This is a genomic window from Psychrobacter sp. HII-4 (genome assembly GCF_904846595.1).
Classification (GTDB): Bacteria; Pseudomonadota; Gammaproteobacteria; order Pseudomonadales; family Moraxellaceae; genus Psychrobacter; species Psychrobacter celer.
The window spans coordinates 23352-39724 of record NZ_CAJHBJ010000006.1 but is presented as its reverse complement, the minus strand read 5'-3'; the positions used below and the strand labels follow the sequence as shown (position 1 = coordinate 39724).

Genomic DNA, 16373 nt, shown 5'->3' with positions numbered 1-16373 from the left:
CAGCGGTGGACGTACCGTTTTGTAATTGATTGGTCAATAGCCACAAATCACTGTAAAATAATGCATTGTTAACTTGATGGCTTAGCGATTGTTAGATAGAGGACTTGCCAGTGAGTAGGGTGTTTATGCAGGGAGTGCCAATAAGGCAGTCATCATAAATATATTGCACAAGGTAACATAAGATGTAGGTAGCTAAGCGCGCTGCATCGGTTTTAGATAATAGATCGATCAAACGATAGTAAGACCACATTTGCACAGCCACATATACATACCAGCAAAATATCTGTGGCAGGCATGGATACAAAGATCGTAATGAGATATGCCGCCGCGGCTATAACATAGCAAACGATGTCAGTCAGCGGGCGGCTATATTCAAAGAATTTTAATGACAGATATCAGCTTTATACGATGCTGATATTCGTTTTTGTCAGTCAACATTAGGAAGATTATATGACAATGTTTAATACCATTAAGCGCGAATTTCAGTATGGCGACCAGCAGGTTGTCATCGAAACAGGACGCGTGGCTCGTCAAGCCAACTCTATTTTGATTCATATGGGCGGGGTGACTGTCCTTGTAGCAGCGGTAGTAAAGTCAGAAGCCAAAGAAGGTCAAAACTTCTTTCCGCTCACCGTAAACTATCAAGAAAAAATGTATGCCGCGGGTAAAATCCCAGGCGCTTATGGCAAACGTGAAGGCCGCGCCAGCGAGTTTGAAACTCTTACCTCGCGTCTTATCGACCGTCCGATCCGCCCGTTGTTTCCTGAAGGTTATGTAAACGAAATCCAAATTACCGCCACCGTGGTGTCATCAGACAAGACTCAGTCTGCTGATATCGCAGCGCTTATCGGTGCGTCAGCGGCACTTGCTATCTCTGATGCGCCATTTAATGGCCCTGTCGCGGCAGCGCGTGTTGGTTTTATCAATGGTGAATATGTACTCAACCCAACGCTTGAGCAGCTAGAGAGTAGTGATCTGGATTTGGTGGTTGCCGGTACCAAGTCAGCAGTGTTGATGGTAGAGTCTGAGGCTGCAGAGCTGTCAGAAGATCAGATGTTGGGCGCTGTGTTATACGGTCATCAGCAGCAGCAAATCGTCATCGACAATATTGCCTCTTTGGCAGAAGAAGTCGGCACTGCCAAGCAAGAATTTGCGGCACCTGAGCGAGATCAGACGCTTGAGAGCAGCATGAAAGCGCAGTTTGGTGAGCAAGTGGCTGATGCCTATACCATCACCAACAAACAAGATCGCTATAGCAAACTTGATGATATCAAAAATGCTGCCATCGAAGCGCTGGCAGGGGATAGCGAATCAGAAGACTATGACAGCAAAGTTTCTGAGATAAAAGACATCTACGAAGATCTGAAATACCGCACCGTTCGTGACAATATCTTATCAGGTAAGCCGCGTATCGATGGCCGTGACCTTGAGACCGTGCGTGCGCTAGACGTGCAAGTTGGCGTATTACCTTATACTCACGGTTCTGCGCTATTTACGCGTGGTGAGACGCAGGCGCTAGTAACCACGACGTTGGGTAACAGCCGTGATGTCAATATGATTGATTCACTAAGCGGTACGATTCGTGATCATTTCATGCTGCATTACAACTTCCCGCATTTTTCTGTCGGCGAGACAGGCCGTGAAGGTATCCCTAAGCGCCGTGAGATCGGTCATGGTCGCCTAGCGCGCCGCGGTGTTCAAGCCATGCTACCAGATAGCGAGCGCTTTCCGTACGTCATTCGTGTGGTATCGGAGATTACCGAGTCAAATGGTTCGTCTTCTATGGCGTCTGTGTGCGGTGCTAGCTTGGCATTGATGGATGCTGGCGTGCCTCTAAAAGCCCCTGTGGCAGGTATTGCTATGGGTCTGGTAAAAGAAGGCGATCGCTTTGCTGTTTTATCAGATATCTTAGGTGACGAAGATCATTTGGGCGACATGGACTTTAAAGTGGCGGGCTCAAAAGACGGTATCACTGCGCTGCAGATGGATATCAAAATCGAAGGCATCACCCCTGACATCATGGAGCAAGCGCTAAAGCAAGCGCATGCTGGTCGTATTCATATCCTTGAAGCGATGAATAAAGTCTTGCCGCAAAGCCGTACTGAAATCAACGCACATGCACCAAACTATGCGGTCATCGAGATCAATCCAGACAAGATCCGTGATGTCATCGGTAAAGGCGGCGCCATGATTCGTCAGTTGACTGAAGAGACTGGTGCAGTCATTGATATCGATGACGGTGGTACGATTCGTATCTTTGGTGAAAACAAAGCAGCGACCAAAGCGGCAATTGGCAAAATCGAAGCGTTGACGGCTGAAGTGGAAGTAGGCAAAACGTATGCCGGTACGGTTGCTCGTATCGTAGACTTTGGTGCCTTTGTCAATGTACTGCCAAACACCGATGGCCTTGTGCATATCTCACAAATCGCAGAAGAGCGCGTCGAGAGCGTATCAGACTATCTGAGCGAAGGTCAGGCAGTCAATGTCTTGGTTCAAGACGTCGACAACCGTGGTCGCATCAAGCTAACCATGAAGGGTGTTGAGCAAAATTAAGCTGTCGTTATAAGCGTGTGATACTTTTTATAAACACTCAAAACCGCTTTAAGTTGTTCTTTATGAACGCTTAAGGCGGTTTTTTTTGGCCGTTATAAAGCCGATAGCTCATACAACACAATCAATATAGTTAGCTGAATGTAAAACTGTTATGGATTTAAACGCGCTACTGGTATAAATTTTACTTGCGTGCTACGTTCCTAGAGGCTGCGCAAAATTTATCCCAGTAGCGCTATGACATTTTTAGAGTGTGTCGACTATATACATGTTGCTGGTGCCGGCTGGTGTGTCGGTTAGACTTAAGCAAGCACGGATACTATTTGGTAGATTGTCTTAATGGATGCTTAAATGTCAAAATGCTTGGGGACGTGTATATCGATACGCAGTTTGGGCAGATCTTGTAAATGCTGCATCAAAAGCGGTAATGTCTCTGTAGCCCAATCTGGCGGTACGGCGTTTGCTAAATGCGCGGTAGCAGGTGAGTGCTGCCGCGTAGTATCATAAATTAAGGGACGGGCCATAAGAGCTGCCCTACGCATTCCTTGATAGCGTATCAGCGGTATCAGCTGCTCACGTAACTGTATCAACGCGGCAGTCAGCCAGCGCATACGAGCCGAATGGTAGGGATGGTCTGATATCACAAGATTGGTAATGTGGCTTGGCTGATTGCCATTACTACTGGCTGCAAGTCCCGCTTGCTCGCGCACGCGCTTATGCAAAAGACAGCTGCCCACGTGTAAGCTACCGTCGCGGCAGGCACGATGATAGCGCTGGTAGTTGTCAGGAAACAGCGTTTTGGCGCGCTTGAGAATAGGGTCTAACAAAATGCCAGCAGTATTGACAGGCAGGATAAGCAGCTGCGCGCTACTATTTAAGATAGGGGCGTGAGTGAGTTGGATGCTTGCCATGATCAGCCCCTTAAAAAAATCCTTATTGCTCAGTGGTTTTGCTGGCGTTATCCGCTTCTAGCTGGGCGATTTGCTGTTCGAGTAGAGCGATTTGCTCTGCTTTCATATCTGCAAGTTTTTTATTCATTGCTAATTGCTCAGCGGCCAGTTTTTCTTGCTCGGCGAGACGTTGGCGCTCATCTTCTAACCGATCAATCTCTTCTTTGGCTAAGCTATTATTCTGTGGTAGCGGTGCTTGTAGGATGGCTTTTGGATCTGGTATTTGGTTGCTGGCCATCGCAGCGCTATTGTTTTCGGTATTTATCGTATCATCTGTTGAGACATCGGGAGACGCTACTGTATTTGTTGTTTTAGTCTGTTCAGCTAAGGCCGACGAGGATTGGTCGATAGGCTCGCTTACTTTAGGCTGAGACTGCGTCCAAATAAAGTAACCAAAAGCTGCAACAAGCAAAACCAATATCACAGCGACTGCGGCTTTTGAGTGCGATTTAGAGGGTTTGTTGTTTAGATGCTTATTTAATAAAGGGTGCGGTTTTTTGTTTTTCATACTTTGGTCGATTTATGTCAAAGATATCAGTGGACATACTATAGCAAACTCAAAATAAAAAGCCTATCTATTAAAAGATAGGCTTAAAACACCGTTAAAGAATAAAACACGTCGCTATCATCAAATAGCGACATGTGCCGTTTAGGGCTTAAACTTCACTGTTCCGCTGGTGCCTGTCGCCATGGCATCGCGAGCGATCTGGTCTTCGGCATGGTTTTTGGCACTGATGGCATCAGGATCTGGACGGCGCTCTGTGTGCCCGCACTGGGTACACTCGATATATTCATCAGCTACTGGCGTGACAATATTTATCTGCACCACCGCATCCATCGCCTGACATTTAGGGCAACGAACGCCTGCTAAAAACCGGCGCTTGGGGGTTGATGATTGATAACGCATTTAGATGCCCTCGCGCGTACTGTGACGCGTGCTATGAGTAGTATCGGTATTTTGCATGCCTTGAGTCGCGACAAAACCGCTATGGCGCAATAAAGCATCAATACTGGCACTACGGCCACGGAAGTTTTCAAAGTTGGTCTTGGCAGGGAAGCTACCACCGACCGACAAAATCGTCTCACGAAACGCCTTACCAGTGATAGGGTTAAAGATACCCTCTTCTTCAAACTTACTAAAGGCATCGGCAGAGAGTAGCTCTGCCCATTTGTACGAGTAGTAGCCAGCCGCATAGCCGCCTGCAAAGATATGACTAAAGCCATTGGCAAAACGGTTGTAGTCGGGGGTTTGCATGAGAGCGACGTCACGACGTACCGCATCTAGTGTCGCCAAAATACCCTCATAATCAAGTGCTGGCGTGTGTGCATGAATCAGCAAATCAAACAAGGCAAACTCGATTTGACGTAAGGTCTGCATGCCGCTTTGGAAGTTTTTTACCGCTAGTAGTGCATCAAGCTTATCGGCTGGTAGTGGCTCGTCAGTATCGACGTGACTACTAATCAGCGCGATGCCCTCGCTGTCCCATGCCCAGTTTTCCATAAACTGACTGGGTAGCTCGACGGCGTCCCATTCAACCCCATTGACCCCAGCCACATCGCCGACCGTCACTTGGGTCAATAAATGATGGAGACCGTGACCAAATTCATGAAATAAGGTCAATACCTCATCATGGGTTAATAAGCTTGGCTTGCCATCTAGGGCAGGGGTGAAGTTGCCAACCATAAAGCAAACTGGTAGCTGCTGATGCTCTGTGGGCTCATGACGATAGCGCGACTGAAAGCCACTCATCCATGCGCCGCCGCGCTTGCCACTACGAGCAAACAAGTCGAAGTAAAACCCTCCAAGCAATGTATCATCGGCGTCAAACAACTGATAAAAACGCACGTCATCGTGCCAGCGCGATACCGACTCGCTGTGCTCTTGTACCTTGATACCGTATAAGCGCTCAACGATTGCAAACAAGCCGCTGATGACCTTTGGTAAGGGGAAATATGGACGTATCTCTTCTTGCGACAAGCTAAACTTGCTTTGTTTAACTTTTTCGGCGATATAAGCGCTGTCCCAGGGCTGTAGCTCATCAATGCCGTAGTCTTGGGCGCATGTCTGTAGCTGCGCTAAGTCCTGCTGCGCGGCTGGCGTGGCCTGTGCGGCCAAGTTGCGTAAAAAGTCTTCGACCTCTGTCACACTGTCCGCCATCTTGGTCGATAAAGAAACCTCTGCATAATTATCAAAACCCAACAGCTTGGCTTTTTGTTCACGCAGCTGCAAAATCTGACTCATGATATCCGCGTTATTTAGCGACTCGCCTTTGGCATTGGTATGCGTGTCAAACTCTGAGGCACGGGTCACATACGCACGGTATAGCGTCTCGCGCAAATCACGGTCATCGGCATGGGTCATGATGGCCAAATATACAGGGATGTTTAAGCTGGCTACATAGTAAGGCGTTGGTAGTGCATCGACATCGGCCTGTGAGAGCGTACCACGAGCCAGCTCACGCGCTTTATATTGTTCACCGGCATCTGCTAGCAGTGCTAAGCCACTGTCGGTTAACCCTGCCAACTGCGCTTGGCTAAGCGGCAGAGCATAGGCTTGAGTGGCGTCCAAAATATGGTCTGAAAACGTCGCAGATAAAGTTGAGAGTTTGCTTTGAATATCAGCAAAAGTGGCTTGCTCCTCTTTTGGCAATGCCACGCCTGATAGCTCAAAGCTACGCAGTGCTAGCTCAATCGCCCGTGCGCGCGCAGGCTCAAGCGCTGCAAAAAACGCTGTGTCATTTTTGATGGTTTGATAACGGCCAAAGAGCGGTTGGTGTTGGCCGACACGTGTGCCATAGGCAGAAAGCTTGGGGAGCAGCTCGTGATGTACCTGACGAATATCATCATTACTCATCACGCTATTTAGATGCGACAAAATCCCCCAACTGCGGTCCAACGCCAAATTGATATGGTCAAAGCTCATCACATCTGCCAGTGCTTGCTCAGCACTGATTTGGCGGTCAGCTGGCAAGGAGTCTAAAGCTGGCATTGTATCTAAAAAAGCATTGGCCGCATCAATGGCGCTGCGAACTTGGTCTTGTAGGGTGGCGGGTGAGACGTTGTCAAAATCGACAAGGTGTAATGCTGGAGAAATGGCTGTCATAGCGGCGTCCGATATCTGATATGAATGAATAATTGACAATCATGCGTTTGGCATGAGGTGGTGTAGGTGGCCTTATCGTTTTATTTATAAGCTGTATAAAAGATGGGTTCGTTTGCCAAAAATACAACCTACGCGCCAGTCATACCGCAAACAGCGCAGAATCGCAAACGGTGTCAACAGTGCAACAAAACAATGAGCGCACAAAATCATGCAAACAATCCGTCATTTTTTGAGTCAGGCAAGTTTATATACAATGATTTATACAATAAAGAGTGCTTCGCTTACAAAGCGCTATCATTTGCTTGCAAATTCACCCTATAGAGCGTGAGGTTTAGCTGTTAGCATCAAGTTAATGGACTATCAGCACAGACATGACAGACAGTACAACATAAAAACAAGCAGCTCTGTCTTTTAAATGGATGTTTTTCTAAGCGGTTTTTTTAATAAAAGACGTCGTTTAATAAACAATAAGTGTCATAAATATTAGGTTTAATAAACACTAAAAAGCCATGAAACCATAATAAAACAAGGAGCAATATATGAAAGCAACTTTAAAGAGCTTACGTGAAACCAAAGCCAACCCTGCGGTCAGTATCTTTGTAAAAACGCATCGTGAGCACCCTGCTAACGATCAAGACCCTATTGCCCTAAAAAACCAACTAAAAATCGTCGAAGAGCGCTTAAACAGTGAATATGATAAGCGTACGGCTACTACTATTTTGGACAATATCTACGCAAAAACCAAAGAGCTCAACCATAACTATAACCTTGACACCTTAGCGATATTTGCCAGCACCGATGATGTAAAAGTCATCCGTATGCCGATCGATACCCAAGAGCGCGTCGTTATCTCAGATCGTTTTGCCACTCGTGATCTAGTACGTGATATGGCAAGTGCTGTCCACTACTATACCGTGGTGCTAACCCGCGAACATGCGCGCCTCATCGAAGCCTCGAACGATCGCGTCATCAGAGAGTTTGACAAAGATGACGATGCACAAAACAACATGGAAAACATCCCATTTCCTGTAGAAAATAATGGCCCCTATACCACAGGCGATGGTGGCTCAGATCGCTCATCAAACAACGAAAGCAGCTATCTCAAAGAGTTCTTTAATCAAGTTGATAAAAGCGTGCAAGAGCTGTGGGGCGAGAATAAAATGCCGCTGGTCATCGTGGGTGATGCCAAAAACATCGGCTACTATAAAGAAGTCTGTGACCGTCCTGACAACATCATTGCTACCGTCACCAATGCGACCAACCTAGAAGATGGCAGCGCTCAGCATATCATCGATAGCGTACAAGAAGCGGTCGAGGGCTATCGCTCGTCGCTACATCAAGAAGCACTCGGTGAGATAGATAAAGCACGTGGCGCCAGTATGCTCCAGACTGACTTGCAAGAAGTCTATCGCAGTGCCTATCAAGGCGTAGGCGAGACCCTCTATGTCCGCCGCGGTTATATCCAGCCTGCAAAGATAGATGAACAAGCGCAGACCCTGAGCCTCGCAGACGACCCAGCTGCTGATGGCGTGACGGATGATGCCATCGGTGAAATCATTGAGCATGTCATTCATAATGGTGGTAAAGCGGTGTTTATGCCACAAGATATCATGGGTGCAGACCAACCGATTGCTCTGGTGACTCGCTACTAAATCGGGACTGCCAGATACTGGCGTGATACGATGACGCATTAGCCATCGGCGGCAGTTAGGTATAACATAAGAGCATTGGTTCACAACGAATCAATGCTCTTTTTACGTCGGTTTTGGCTCACCGCAGACCATGCCGCCCTTATCCTACCATACTGAGTTTATGACCAAACCTATGACTACCACGACTTCTTTTGTTTTAACCAGCTATAACATTCATAAAGGCATGTCGCCGATGAACCGCCAAGTCAAAATACAAGGCATCGCGCAAGCGCTCGATATCATAGGTTCTGATGTGCTGTGTTTGCAAGAAGTGCAGGGTCAAAACCTAAAGCGCAATATGCAATACAATGAGTACCCTGACCAGTCTCAGCATGAGTGGTTTGGCGAATACCTAAAACTGCAAAACAGCTACGGCAAAAACTCAGAGTACGAAAATGGCCATCATGGCAACGCGGTGCTCAGCCGCTTCCCCTTAGACCCAAAGCATAACGTCAATATCACCGTCAATAAGCTAGAGCAGCGCGGCGTTCTCCACTGTGAAGTACAACCCATCGGCTGGGAGCGGCCAGTGGTGGTATTGTGCGCGCATCTAAACTTGTTTGAGCGCGACCGTATCAAACAGTATGAGGCCATCGCTAACTATGTACGTAACGAAATCGATGACGACCAACCTCTGGTTTTGGCCGGGGATTTTAATGACTGGAAAAAAATGTCTTGTGATAAGCTGGCGGCCAGCCTCGGCATGACGGAAGCCTTTAAGCACTGTCATGGCAAGCTCTTGCCCACCTTTCCAGCCAAGCTACCAGTGCTCAGCTTAGATCGCATCTATGTGCGTAATCTGACGGTCAAAGACGCATGGGTACACACGGGCAAGCCTTGGTCGACCCTATCTGATCATCTGCCGCTCAGTGCTGAGCTGACCTTATAGCGGGTGCAGTTTATGAGAGTGACGACACCGACCCTGATGTATGATTACGTGTATAAACATATGTATAAAAAGCCAAAAATACTTTAATTAATAGACGGATAAGGATATATACCATGTCTAATTCAACAACCGAAAAACAACTGCCAACTACGCAGCACGCTGTCCTCATCAAAGAGTTTGGTGCACCTGAAGTGATGCAGTATCAAGACGGGGTGGCGATGCCATCGTTGGCAGACGAGCAAGTTTTGATCGAAGTGGCGTATGCAGGGATAAACCCCGTCGATTATAAAACGCGTCAAGGCAAAGGCTGGGGCGCAGAGGCAATTCAAAGCAATAAGTTTGATAAAAACGAGCCAGCAATTTTGGGTTTCGATGTCGCAGGTACGGTGGTAGATAGCCGTAGTGATAAATTTGCCATCGGTGATCAGGTGGCGGCTTTGAGCTTTGAGGGCAGCTGCTACGCTGAATATGTGGCAGTGGATGCCAAACTGCTGGCCAAAGTGCCCAATCCTGTCACACTAAAGCAAGCAGGCGCACTGCCTTGTATTGGTCAAACCGCGCTACAGTTTGTTGAGTTTGCTGCTATCAAAAAAGGTGAGCACGTCGTCATCAATGCACCCGCAGGCGGGGTGGGGCACCTAGCGATACAGCTATTGATGGATAAAGTAGCCAACGACGATATCAAGGTCACGGTCATTTGCTCACCTGAGAAGTATGACAAGCTTGCAGACTTAATCGATAAAGACAAGCTGGCAGGCTGGATTGACTATACCAAAGACGCGGCGTTTCCTGATCTACAAGCTGATGTGCTACTGGATCTGGTCGGTGATGAGGCAGGCGTACGAGCGCTGAGCGTGCTCAAGCCTGCGGCTCGGGTTTTTGTTTTGCCGACTATCTGGGTTGATAAACTCAAAGCAGCAGGTGAGCAAAAGCAGCTAACGGTCACAGGCTACAAAGCGCAGCGCAGCGGTGATGATATGGCACGCGTTTTACAACTCATCGCTGATGGAAAGTTACGCTTAAAGATTCAAAGCGTCTACCCACTCTCTGAAGTGGTGGCAGCGCATCATGAGCTGCAAAAAGGCGATGCCTTTGGCAAGATAGTCTTACAAGTAAAACAAAAAAGCGATTAGCCAGACCCATGCAGTTATATTCGTTAAGTTGGGTGTAGGTGCCGAAAGGCTAGGCTGATGCGCCCATCGGAGACGGTTTTTGTCTTAGTGATGCTGTGTTTCCAAAAGCGCTGCGTCTCGCCATGCATGACGATTAGCTGACCGGACTCAAGATAAAGCGCGACTTTATCTTGAGTTTTTTTGTGCTTAAAGACAAATTTGCGTGTGGCACCCAGTGATAAAGAAGCAATCACAGGCTGCGCGCCCAGCTCTTTTTCATCATCGGCGTGGTAGCCCATGCCATCATGCCCTGTCGGGTAGTAATTGAGCAGACAAGAATTGAAATTGGCATCAATACCGATGCTTGATAGTTGCTGTTCGATATAAAGTTTCACGTGAAACACGGTGTCTGACCATGGCAGGCTGTGTCGGGTATGACCTGAGTACTGATAGCTCAGATCTTTTTCACCCATCCATACCACTTGGCGAGTGGTGATGTGCGTCTTACCAAATAAGGTCACCCTATCAGGCTGCCATGGTAGCTCGGTCAATAATGCATCGTAGAGCTGGCATTCATCATCGATGATGCAGCCGAAGTCATTTACCCTGCCATCATAAGGCAATAAGTTATCGGTTGGGGCAGGGGCAAAAAGGTCGCTCATGGCTTACATTGCTCAGCTTAGTGACTGTTTTTATAATGCTCATTGATAATTTGTGCGCACAGTTTGGGCGCTTCCATTGGCAAAAGATGGCCGTAATCTGGTAAAGAGATGATATTGTCGGCAGGGACGAATTTTTGCCACTGCTTACGGACTTTATTGCTAATAAATAAGGTTGGCTTGCCCGTGATCAGTGTATAAGGGCAGCGAAGGTTTTTTAGAGCGGTGTCGATATGCGGCGCACCAAAATAGTTGGCAAGCTCTTGCTCTGGGGCAAACATCAGCGTGTGGCTACCATCGGCATTGACGCTCAAGCTTTGCTCAGCAAACACGTATAAATGCGCATCGCTAATGCGTTTGTAGGCTCGGTTGGCGCGTAGGGCTTGATAGTACGCATCAACGCTCGTCCAAATAGCGGGTTTGGTCAGCGTACTTTTAAAAGGCTCTCGACTGAGCAAAAACCGCCGCGGCAATAAGTTATACAGTCGTGCTTGGTTTTTGGTAAAGGTGACCGGCTCTATCAAGTACAGCTGGGAGAATAAATCTGGACGTTTGGCGGCGGCCATGGCGGTGGCAGTGGCACCTTGCGAATGACCGATACCCACCACAGGCCGATCTTGGGTGCGCTCCAAAAACTCAATCAATAGCTCAGCGTCTTGCTCTCGAGTGAGGCGGCGTTTTTGCGGTTTATCGTACCAGTAGCCGCGTAGGGCAAGCGCACTGATATCAAACGTTGCTGCCAGCTCATGCAGCAGCGGCGTATAAGTACCGACCGTAAAGCTGTTGCCTCCATAAAAGTGCGCAGGCGCACGTTTGTTGTGCTCTGCTGCTACTGATGGGTTGATACTGCCAAGGTCGTAGTAGCGTGCTTGTTTGCCGCTTAAATTGATACGATGGGTAAAGGCTTCCATAAACTGCCCACTTCCTTATGTTTTATTTTTATGATGATGGCGGTCTAGGGGGTGTCTTCGCCCAAAAACCCACCGCTTTGACGCTGCCACAAGCGCGCATAGACGCCGTCTTGTGCCAACAGCTCGTCATGGCTACCTTGCTCGATGATTCGGCCTTTTTCCATCACCACCAGCCTATCGAGCGCAGCGATGGTAGAGAGGCGATGGGCAATGGCAATCACAGTTTTGCCGGTCATGATATCGTTGAGGCTCTCGGTAATGGCAAACTCAATCTCAGAGTCAAGCGCGCTGGTGGCCTCATCCAATAACAAGATCGGCGCGTTTTTTAGCATAACACGAGAGATGGCGATGCGCTGACGTTGACCGCCGGAGAGTTTGACGCCGCGTTCACCCACTTGGGTATCAAGACCTGTATTGCCTTTATCGTCATATAAGTCTTTGATAAAGTCCCATGCTTGAGCTTGTTTGGCGGCATGGATAATCTCTTCGTCAGAGGCGCCGGGACGGCCATAAGCGATGTTTTCACGTATGGTACGATGCAGCAGTGAGGTGTCTTGGGTCACCATACCGATCTGCTGACGCAGAGAGTCTTGTGTGACATCATCGATCGCTTGACCATCGATATATATCTTACCGCGATCGACATCAAAAAAGCGTAGCAGCAAGTTGACCAACGTGGATTTGCCCGCTCCTGAGCGCCCAACCAAGCCGATTTTTTCTCCTGGTTTGATATCCAAATAAAAGTAATCAAGCAGCTTGACCGAGTTGTCTTGCGCCATGTCAGTGGTCGCTACCGACGGTTTAAATGTTTTATCGGTGGCGTGATAGTTATCGTGGTCTTCATTCTCATAGCTAAAGTCGACATGATCAAAGACGATATGCCCCTCGGTGACGCGTAGTTCAGCTGCGTCTGGCTTATCGACGATCGTCTGCGGCGCGGATAGCGTGCGCATGCCGTCTTGTACCGTGCCGATACTCTCAAAAAGGCTGGCGGTTTGCCACATGATCCAGCGCGTCAGACCATTGAGGCGTAGCGCCATCGCCGTCGCCGCGGCAATCGCCCCGACCCCGACCGCGCTTTGTTGCCATAGATACAGGCCAATCCCTGCGGTACTACTGACCAAAATCACACTGATAAGATGGGTGAAAATCTCTAAATAACTGACCCAGCGCATCTGCGCATGTACCGTTCCTAAAAACTGCCCCATGGCGTTTTTGGCATAACCAAGCTCACGGCGTGAGTGGCTAAACAGCTTGACAGTCATGATATTGGCATAGGCATCGGTGATACGCCCCGTCATCAACGCGCGCGCATCTGCTTGTACGATGGCAGTTTGTTTGAGCTTTGGAATAAAATACCATATCGCCAGCGCCACCAACCCAAACCAGAGGATAAAGGGAATCAATAACAAGCTGTCTAAATTAAATAAAATAAGGCCACTGGTCACAAAATATACGGTGACATACATAAACATATCTGTGACGGTCATCACCGTATCACGCACCGCAAGCGCGGTCTGCATGACCTTGGCCGAGACACGTCCAGAAAACTCGTCTTGATAAAACTGCATGGACTGCCCAAGCATACGCTGATGAAAACGCCAGCGCATCTGCATGGGAAACACGCCTTGCAAGGTCTGAAAATGAATAAACGAGGATAAGGCAATCCAAAACGGGCTGACAATCATCACCGCCAGCATCAGCAGCAGCATATCGCCTTTTTCTAGCCATAAGTTCTGCGGCGTATAGACGCCAAGCCAATCGACGATATCGCCAATCCATGCAAACAGCATTGCTTCATAAATGCCGATGCCTGCTGACAACACCATAAACAGCAGCAGCCAGCTGCGCAGCCCCTTTGTACAAGCCCACAAAAACTGCAGCATACCGTCACGAGGCGAGGACAGCGGCATGGGGGTGTTGGGGAAGGCCGGTAAGCGGTTTTCAAAAAAGCGAAATAGAGCATTCATAGGCAGTGATAAAACATCAATAGCAGTACGCCAAAACAAGCGATGACGGTCGTTATTTTGAATCTTTACTTTGTGATTGGGAGTGCTGGCTATTTTAGCAAAATTTCCTGTCAGACCTGCAGGCTAATTGTAATTGCATGCATATAGATGCCACGAGTATCAGCACAACAAAACACCAAAAAGCCATTGTTGCATAGGAAATATTTTGTTACATTCAGTGGTTTTATATTGTTTGCCATGGTTTTGTGTATTGCTGATGTGCGGTGTTGCTCTGACATGAATCGAGGATAGAGGTAAGGATTATGATGTATTTGGTGATAGCAGTACTGTGCAGTGTGGCCGTCTCGGTACTGCTCAAAGTCTTGCGGCAAAAAAATATCGATATTCGCCAGACCATCGTCGCAGGTTATCCCGTGGCTTTTTTGCTGACATGGTTTTTATTAACGCCAGATGTCAGCAGCATAAGCACGCTTGGCAACGCTTGGGGCATCATTCTGGCGCTTGGGATACTGCTGCCGACGGTTTTTATTATCTTGGGCCGTGCGATTGCATCGGTCGGCATGGTCGCAACTGATGCCGCCCAGCGCTTGTCGTTGATTATTCCCATTATCGCCGCTTTTTTATTATTTGGTGAGGTGCTGACGGGCACGCGAGTGCTTGGTCTGGTCTTAGGGTTTTTGGCGTTGGGGGCTTTGGTTTACCGGCCCAAACATACCGGTGGAGGCGAGCACGCTAGTATGAGCCCGCCCGCCGCGCGTACCCCGCTATGGCTATTTGGCGTATGGGCAGGCTATGGCATCGTCGATATCTTATTTAAACAAGTCGCCAAACAAGGCACGGCCTTTCCACTGACGCTGTTTGTCAGCTTTGGCGTTGCAGGATTGTTATTGCTGATTTATTTGCTTGTGACACGCGTGCGTTGGCAGGGTAATGCCTTGGCAGCAGGGCTATTACTGGGCGCTCTAAACATGGGTAATATCTATGCGTATGTGCGCGCCCACCAAGTATTGTCCGACTCTCCTAGTATTGTCTTTACTGGGATGAACGTCGGGGTCATCGCCGTCGCGACGCTCATCGGGGTGGCTGTGTTTAAAGAGCGGCTCGGTCGTATCAATGTGCTAGGCTTGCTGCTGGCGATTGGCTGTGTGGCGGTACTGTTTTTGGCATAAGAGTTTGATGTAAGGCTTTGATGTACGTGGTTTGGCATAATATTCTTATACCTATAGTCGACGCACTCTAAAAGAGCATAGCGCTACTGGGATGCTGTTTTTAAATGTAGGTTGTGCAGCCTCTGAGAACGCCGCACGTCAGTAAAATTTATATCAGCAGCGTGTTTAAATTTATATAACCGTTTTATTTTCAACCGACTATTTCAACTGGCTATTTTCAACTGATATATCATAAAAATTGGCGGCGCTGTCACGCATCCTATATAGGCAGATAAAGCATCCTATGGTAAGGTTGTCTACAAATAGCAAGGCTCATATAGATTGAGTCGATTGATGATGTTTGGTTTTAATCAATAGAAATAGGATACTTTTTCAATGGAATACCAAAAACAACGACAGCGTATAAAGGATGGTTCAGGGTTTATCGCCGCGCTTGATCAAAGCGGTGGCAGCACACCAAAAGCCCTAGAAAACTACGGCATCAGCAGCGATGCTTATGACAATGATGACGCGATGTTTGATCTGGTGCACGAGATGCGCGCGCGTATCATGACTTGTGATGCCTTTGATAATGAGCGTGTCCTTGGCGCGATTTTATTTGAAGACACCATGGAGCGCGAGGTCAATGGCAAGCCAACGGCAAACTATCTGTGGGAAGATAAAAACATCGTGCCGTTTTTGAAGGTCGATAAGGGTTTGGCCGAGCAAATGAGCGGCGTACAAGTCATGCGCCCGATGCCAGACTTGGACGCGCTACTGGATAAAGCCAAAAACTATCCGGTATTTGGCACCAAGATGCGCTCAGTCATTTATGAGCCTAGCGTCGATGGTATCGAGCTGGTGGTACAGCAGCAGTTTGATGTCGCTAAACAAATTATCTCCAAAGGCTTTATGCCAATCGTTGAGCCTGAGGTTAATATCGATAGCGCCCAAAAGCATGAGTGTGAAGTGATACTCAAAGCGGATATTTTGCGTAACCTTGAGCGTCTAAATGACGACCATCAAGTGATGCTCAAACTAACCTTGCCCACCGACGGCGGATTCTATCAAGAGCTGATCGATCATCCAAAAGTACTCAAAGTCGTGGCATTATCTGGCGGTTATAGTCGTCGTGAGGCCTGCGAAAAGCTTAAGCAAAATCCCGGTATGATTGCCAGCTTCTCACGCGCGTTTACCGAAGGGTTGAGCAAACAACAAAGCGATAAAGAGTTTGCTGATACCATGAACGCCTCAATTGAAGAGATTTATCAGGCGTCAAATGTGTAAACGGCTCTTTGGCTAAGAAATACTTATCATAAAAAAAGCTCGCTTCTACAGGCATAAGAAGCGAGCTTTTTGCTATAGTAGATTCAATTTAAAAATGTTATAG

At 47.9% G+C, this 16373-nt stretch carries 13 protein-coding genes; 6 read left to right on the top strand and 7 right to left on the bottom strand.

Annotated elements, in window-relative coordinates; all coding sequences use genetic code 11:
• The first annotated feature begins 450 nt into the window (after positions 1-450).
• A complete protein-coding gene (pnp, locus tag JMX98_RS05040; protein WP_192993371.1) occupies positions 451-2553 on the top strand; it encodes a polyribonucleotide nucleotidyltransferase in 2103 nt (700 codons plus the stop codon).
• 344 nt (positions 2554-2897) lie between these two features.
• Here pnp and JMX98_RS05035 read toward each other — a convergent pair whose 3' ends face one another.
• From JMX98_RS05035 to JMX98_RS05020, 4 genes are all read right to left on the bottom strand, one after another.
• Positions 2898-3461, bottom strand: a complete 564-nt coding sequence (locus JMX98_RS05035; protein ID WP_201585065.1) for a hypothetical protein — start codon at positions 3459-3461, stop codon at positions 2898-2900.
• A gap of 22 nt (positions 3462-3483) precedes the next feature.
• A complete protein-coding gene (locus tag JMX98_RS05030) occupies positions 3484-4008 on the bottom strand; it encodes a hypothetical protein (RefSeq protein WP_201585063.1) in 525 nt (174 codons plus the stop codon).
• A 141-nt stretch (positions 4009-4149) separates the two neighbouring features.
• The gene (locus JMX98_RS05025; protein ID WP_201585061.1) at positions 4150-4407 is read right to left on the bottom strand and encodes a YheV family putative metal-binding protein; all 258 of its coding nucleotides are present in this window, start codon (positions 4405-4407) and stop codon (positions 4150-4152) included.
• Complete coding sequence (locus JMX98_RS05020) at positions 4408-6603, bottom strand: M3 family metallopeptidase (RefSeq protein ID WP_201585059.1); 2196 nt, start codon at positions 6601-6603, stop codon at positions 4408-4410.
• Positions 6604-7142: 539 nt separating this feature from the next.
• On the opposite strand from JMX98_RS05020, the gene JMX98_RS05015 reads away from it, so the two are divergent.
• The 3 genes from JMX98_RS05015 to JMX98_RS05005 all read left to right on the top strand — a co-directional run bounded on the left by JMX98_RS05015 (position 7143) and on the right by JMX98_RS05005 (position 10316).
• Positions 7143-8255: a hypothetical protein gene (locus tag JMX98_RS05015; protein WP_201585057.1), complete on the top strand. Its 1113-nt coding sequence runs from the start codon at positions 7143-7145 to the stop codon at positions 8253-8255.
• 172 nt (positions 8256-8427) lie between these two features.
• Positions 8428-9183 carry an endonuclease/exonuclease/phosphatase family protein gene (locus JMX98_RS05010; RefSeq protein ID WP_105244526.1) on the top strand — a complete coding sequence of 252 codons (756 nt, stop codon included), beginning with the start codon at positions 8428-8430 and terminating at the stop codon, positions 9181-9183.
• A gap of 113 nt (positions 9184-9296) precedes the next feature.
• Positions 9297-10316 carry an NADP-dependent oxidoreductase gene (locus tag JMX98_RS05005; protein WP_201585055.1) on the top strand — a complete coding sequence of 340 codons (1020 nt, stop codon included), beginning with the start codon at positions 9297-9299 and terminating at the stop codon, positions 10314-10316.
• Between the two features lie 23 nt (positions 10317-10339).
• Here JMX98_RS05005 and JMX98_RS05000 read toward each other — a convergent pair whose 3' ends face one another.
• The 3 genes from JMX98_RS05000 to JMX98_RS04990 are packed head-to-tail and all read right to left on the bottom strand — an operon-like array spanning position 10340 to position 13835.
• Positions 10340-10957 (bottom strand): alpha-ketoglutarate-dependent dioxygenase AlkB family protein, encoded by a 618-nt coding sequence (locus tag JMX98_RS05000; protein WP_201585053.1) that lies wholly within the window; start codon positions 10955-10957, stop codon positions 10340-10342.
• A 17-nt stretch (positions 10958-10974) separates the two neighbouring features.
• Complete coding sequence (locus JMX98_RS04995; RefSeq protein WP_201585051.1) at positions 10975-11865, bottom strand: alpha/beta fold hydrolase; 891 nt, start codon at positions 11863-11865, stop codon at positions 10975-10977.
• A gap of 44 nt (positions 11866-11909) precedes the next feature.
• Positions 11910-13835, bottom strand: a complete 1926-nt coding sequence (locus JMX98_RS04990) for an ABC transporter ATP-binding protein (protein WP_201585049.1) — start codon at positions 13833-13835, stop codon at positions 11910-11912.
• Between the two features lie 302 nt (positions 13836-14137).
• Here JMX98_RS04990 and JMX98_RS04985 point away from each other — a divergent pair, with 302 nt between their 5' ends.
• Positions 14138-15004, top strand: coding sequence for an EamA/RhaT family transporter (locus tag JMX98_RS04985; RefSeq protein ID WP_201585047.1), 867 nt, complete (start codon positions 14138-14140; stop codon positions 15002-15004).
• 375 nt (positions 15005-15379) lie between these two features.
• Positions 15380-16270, top strand: coding sequence for a fructose bisphosphate aldolase (locus JMX98_RS04980; protein WP_201585046.1), 891 nt, complete (start codon positions 15380-15382; stop codon positions 16268-16270).
• Positions 16271-16373 lie beyond the last annotated feature (103 nt).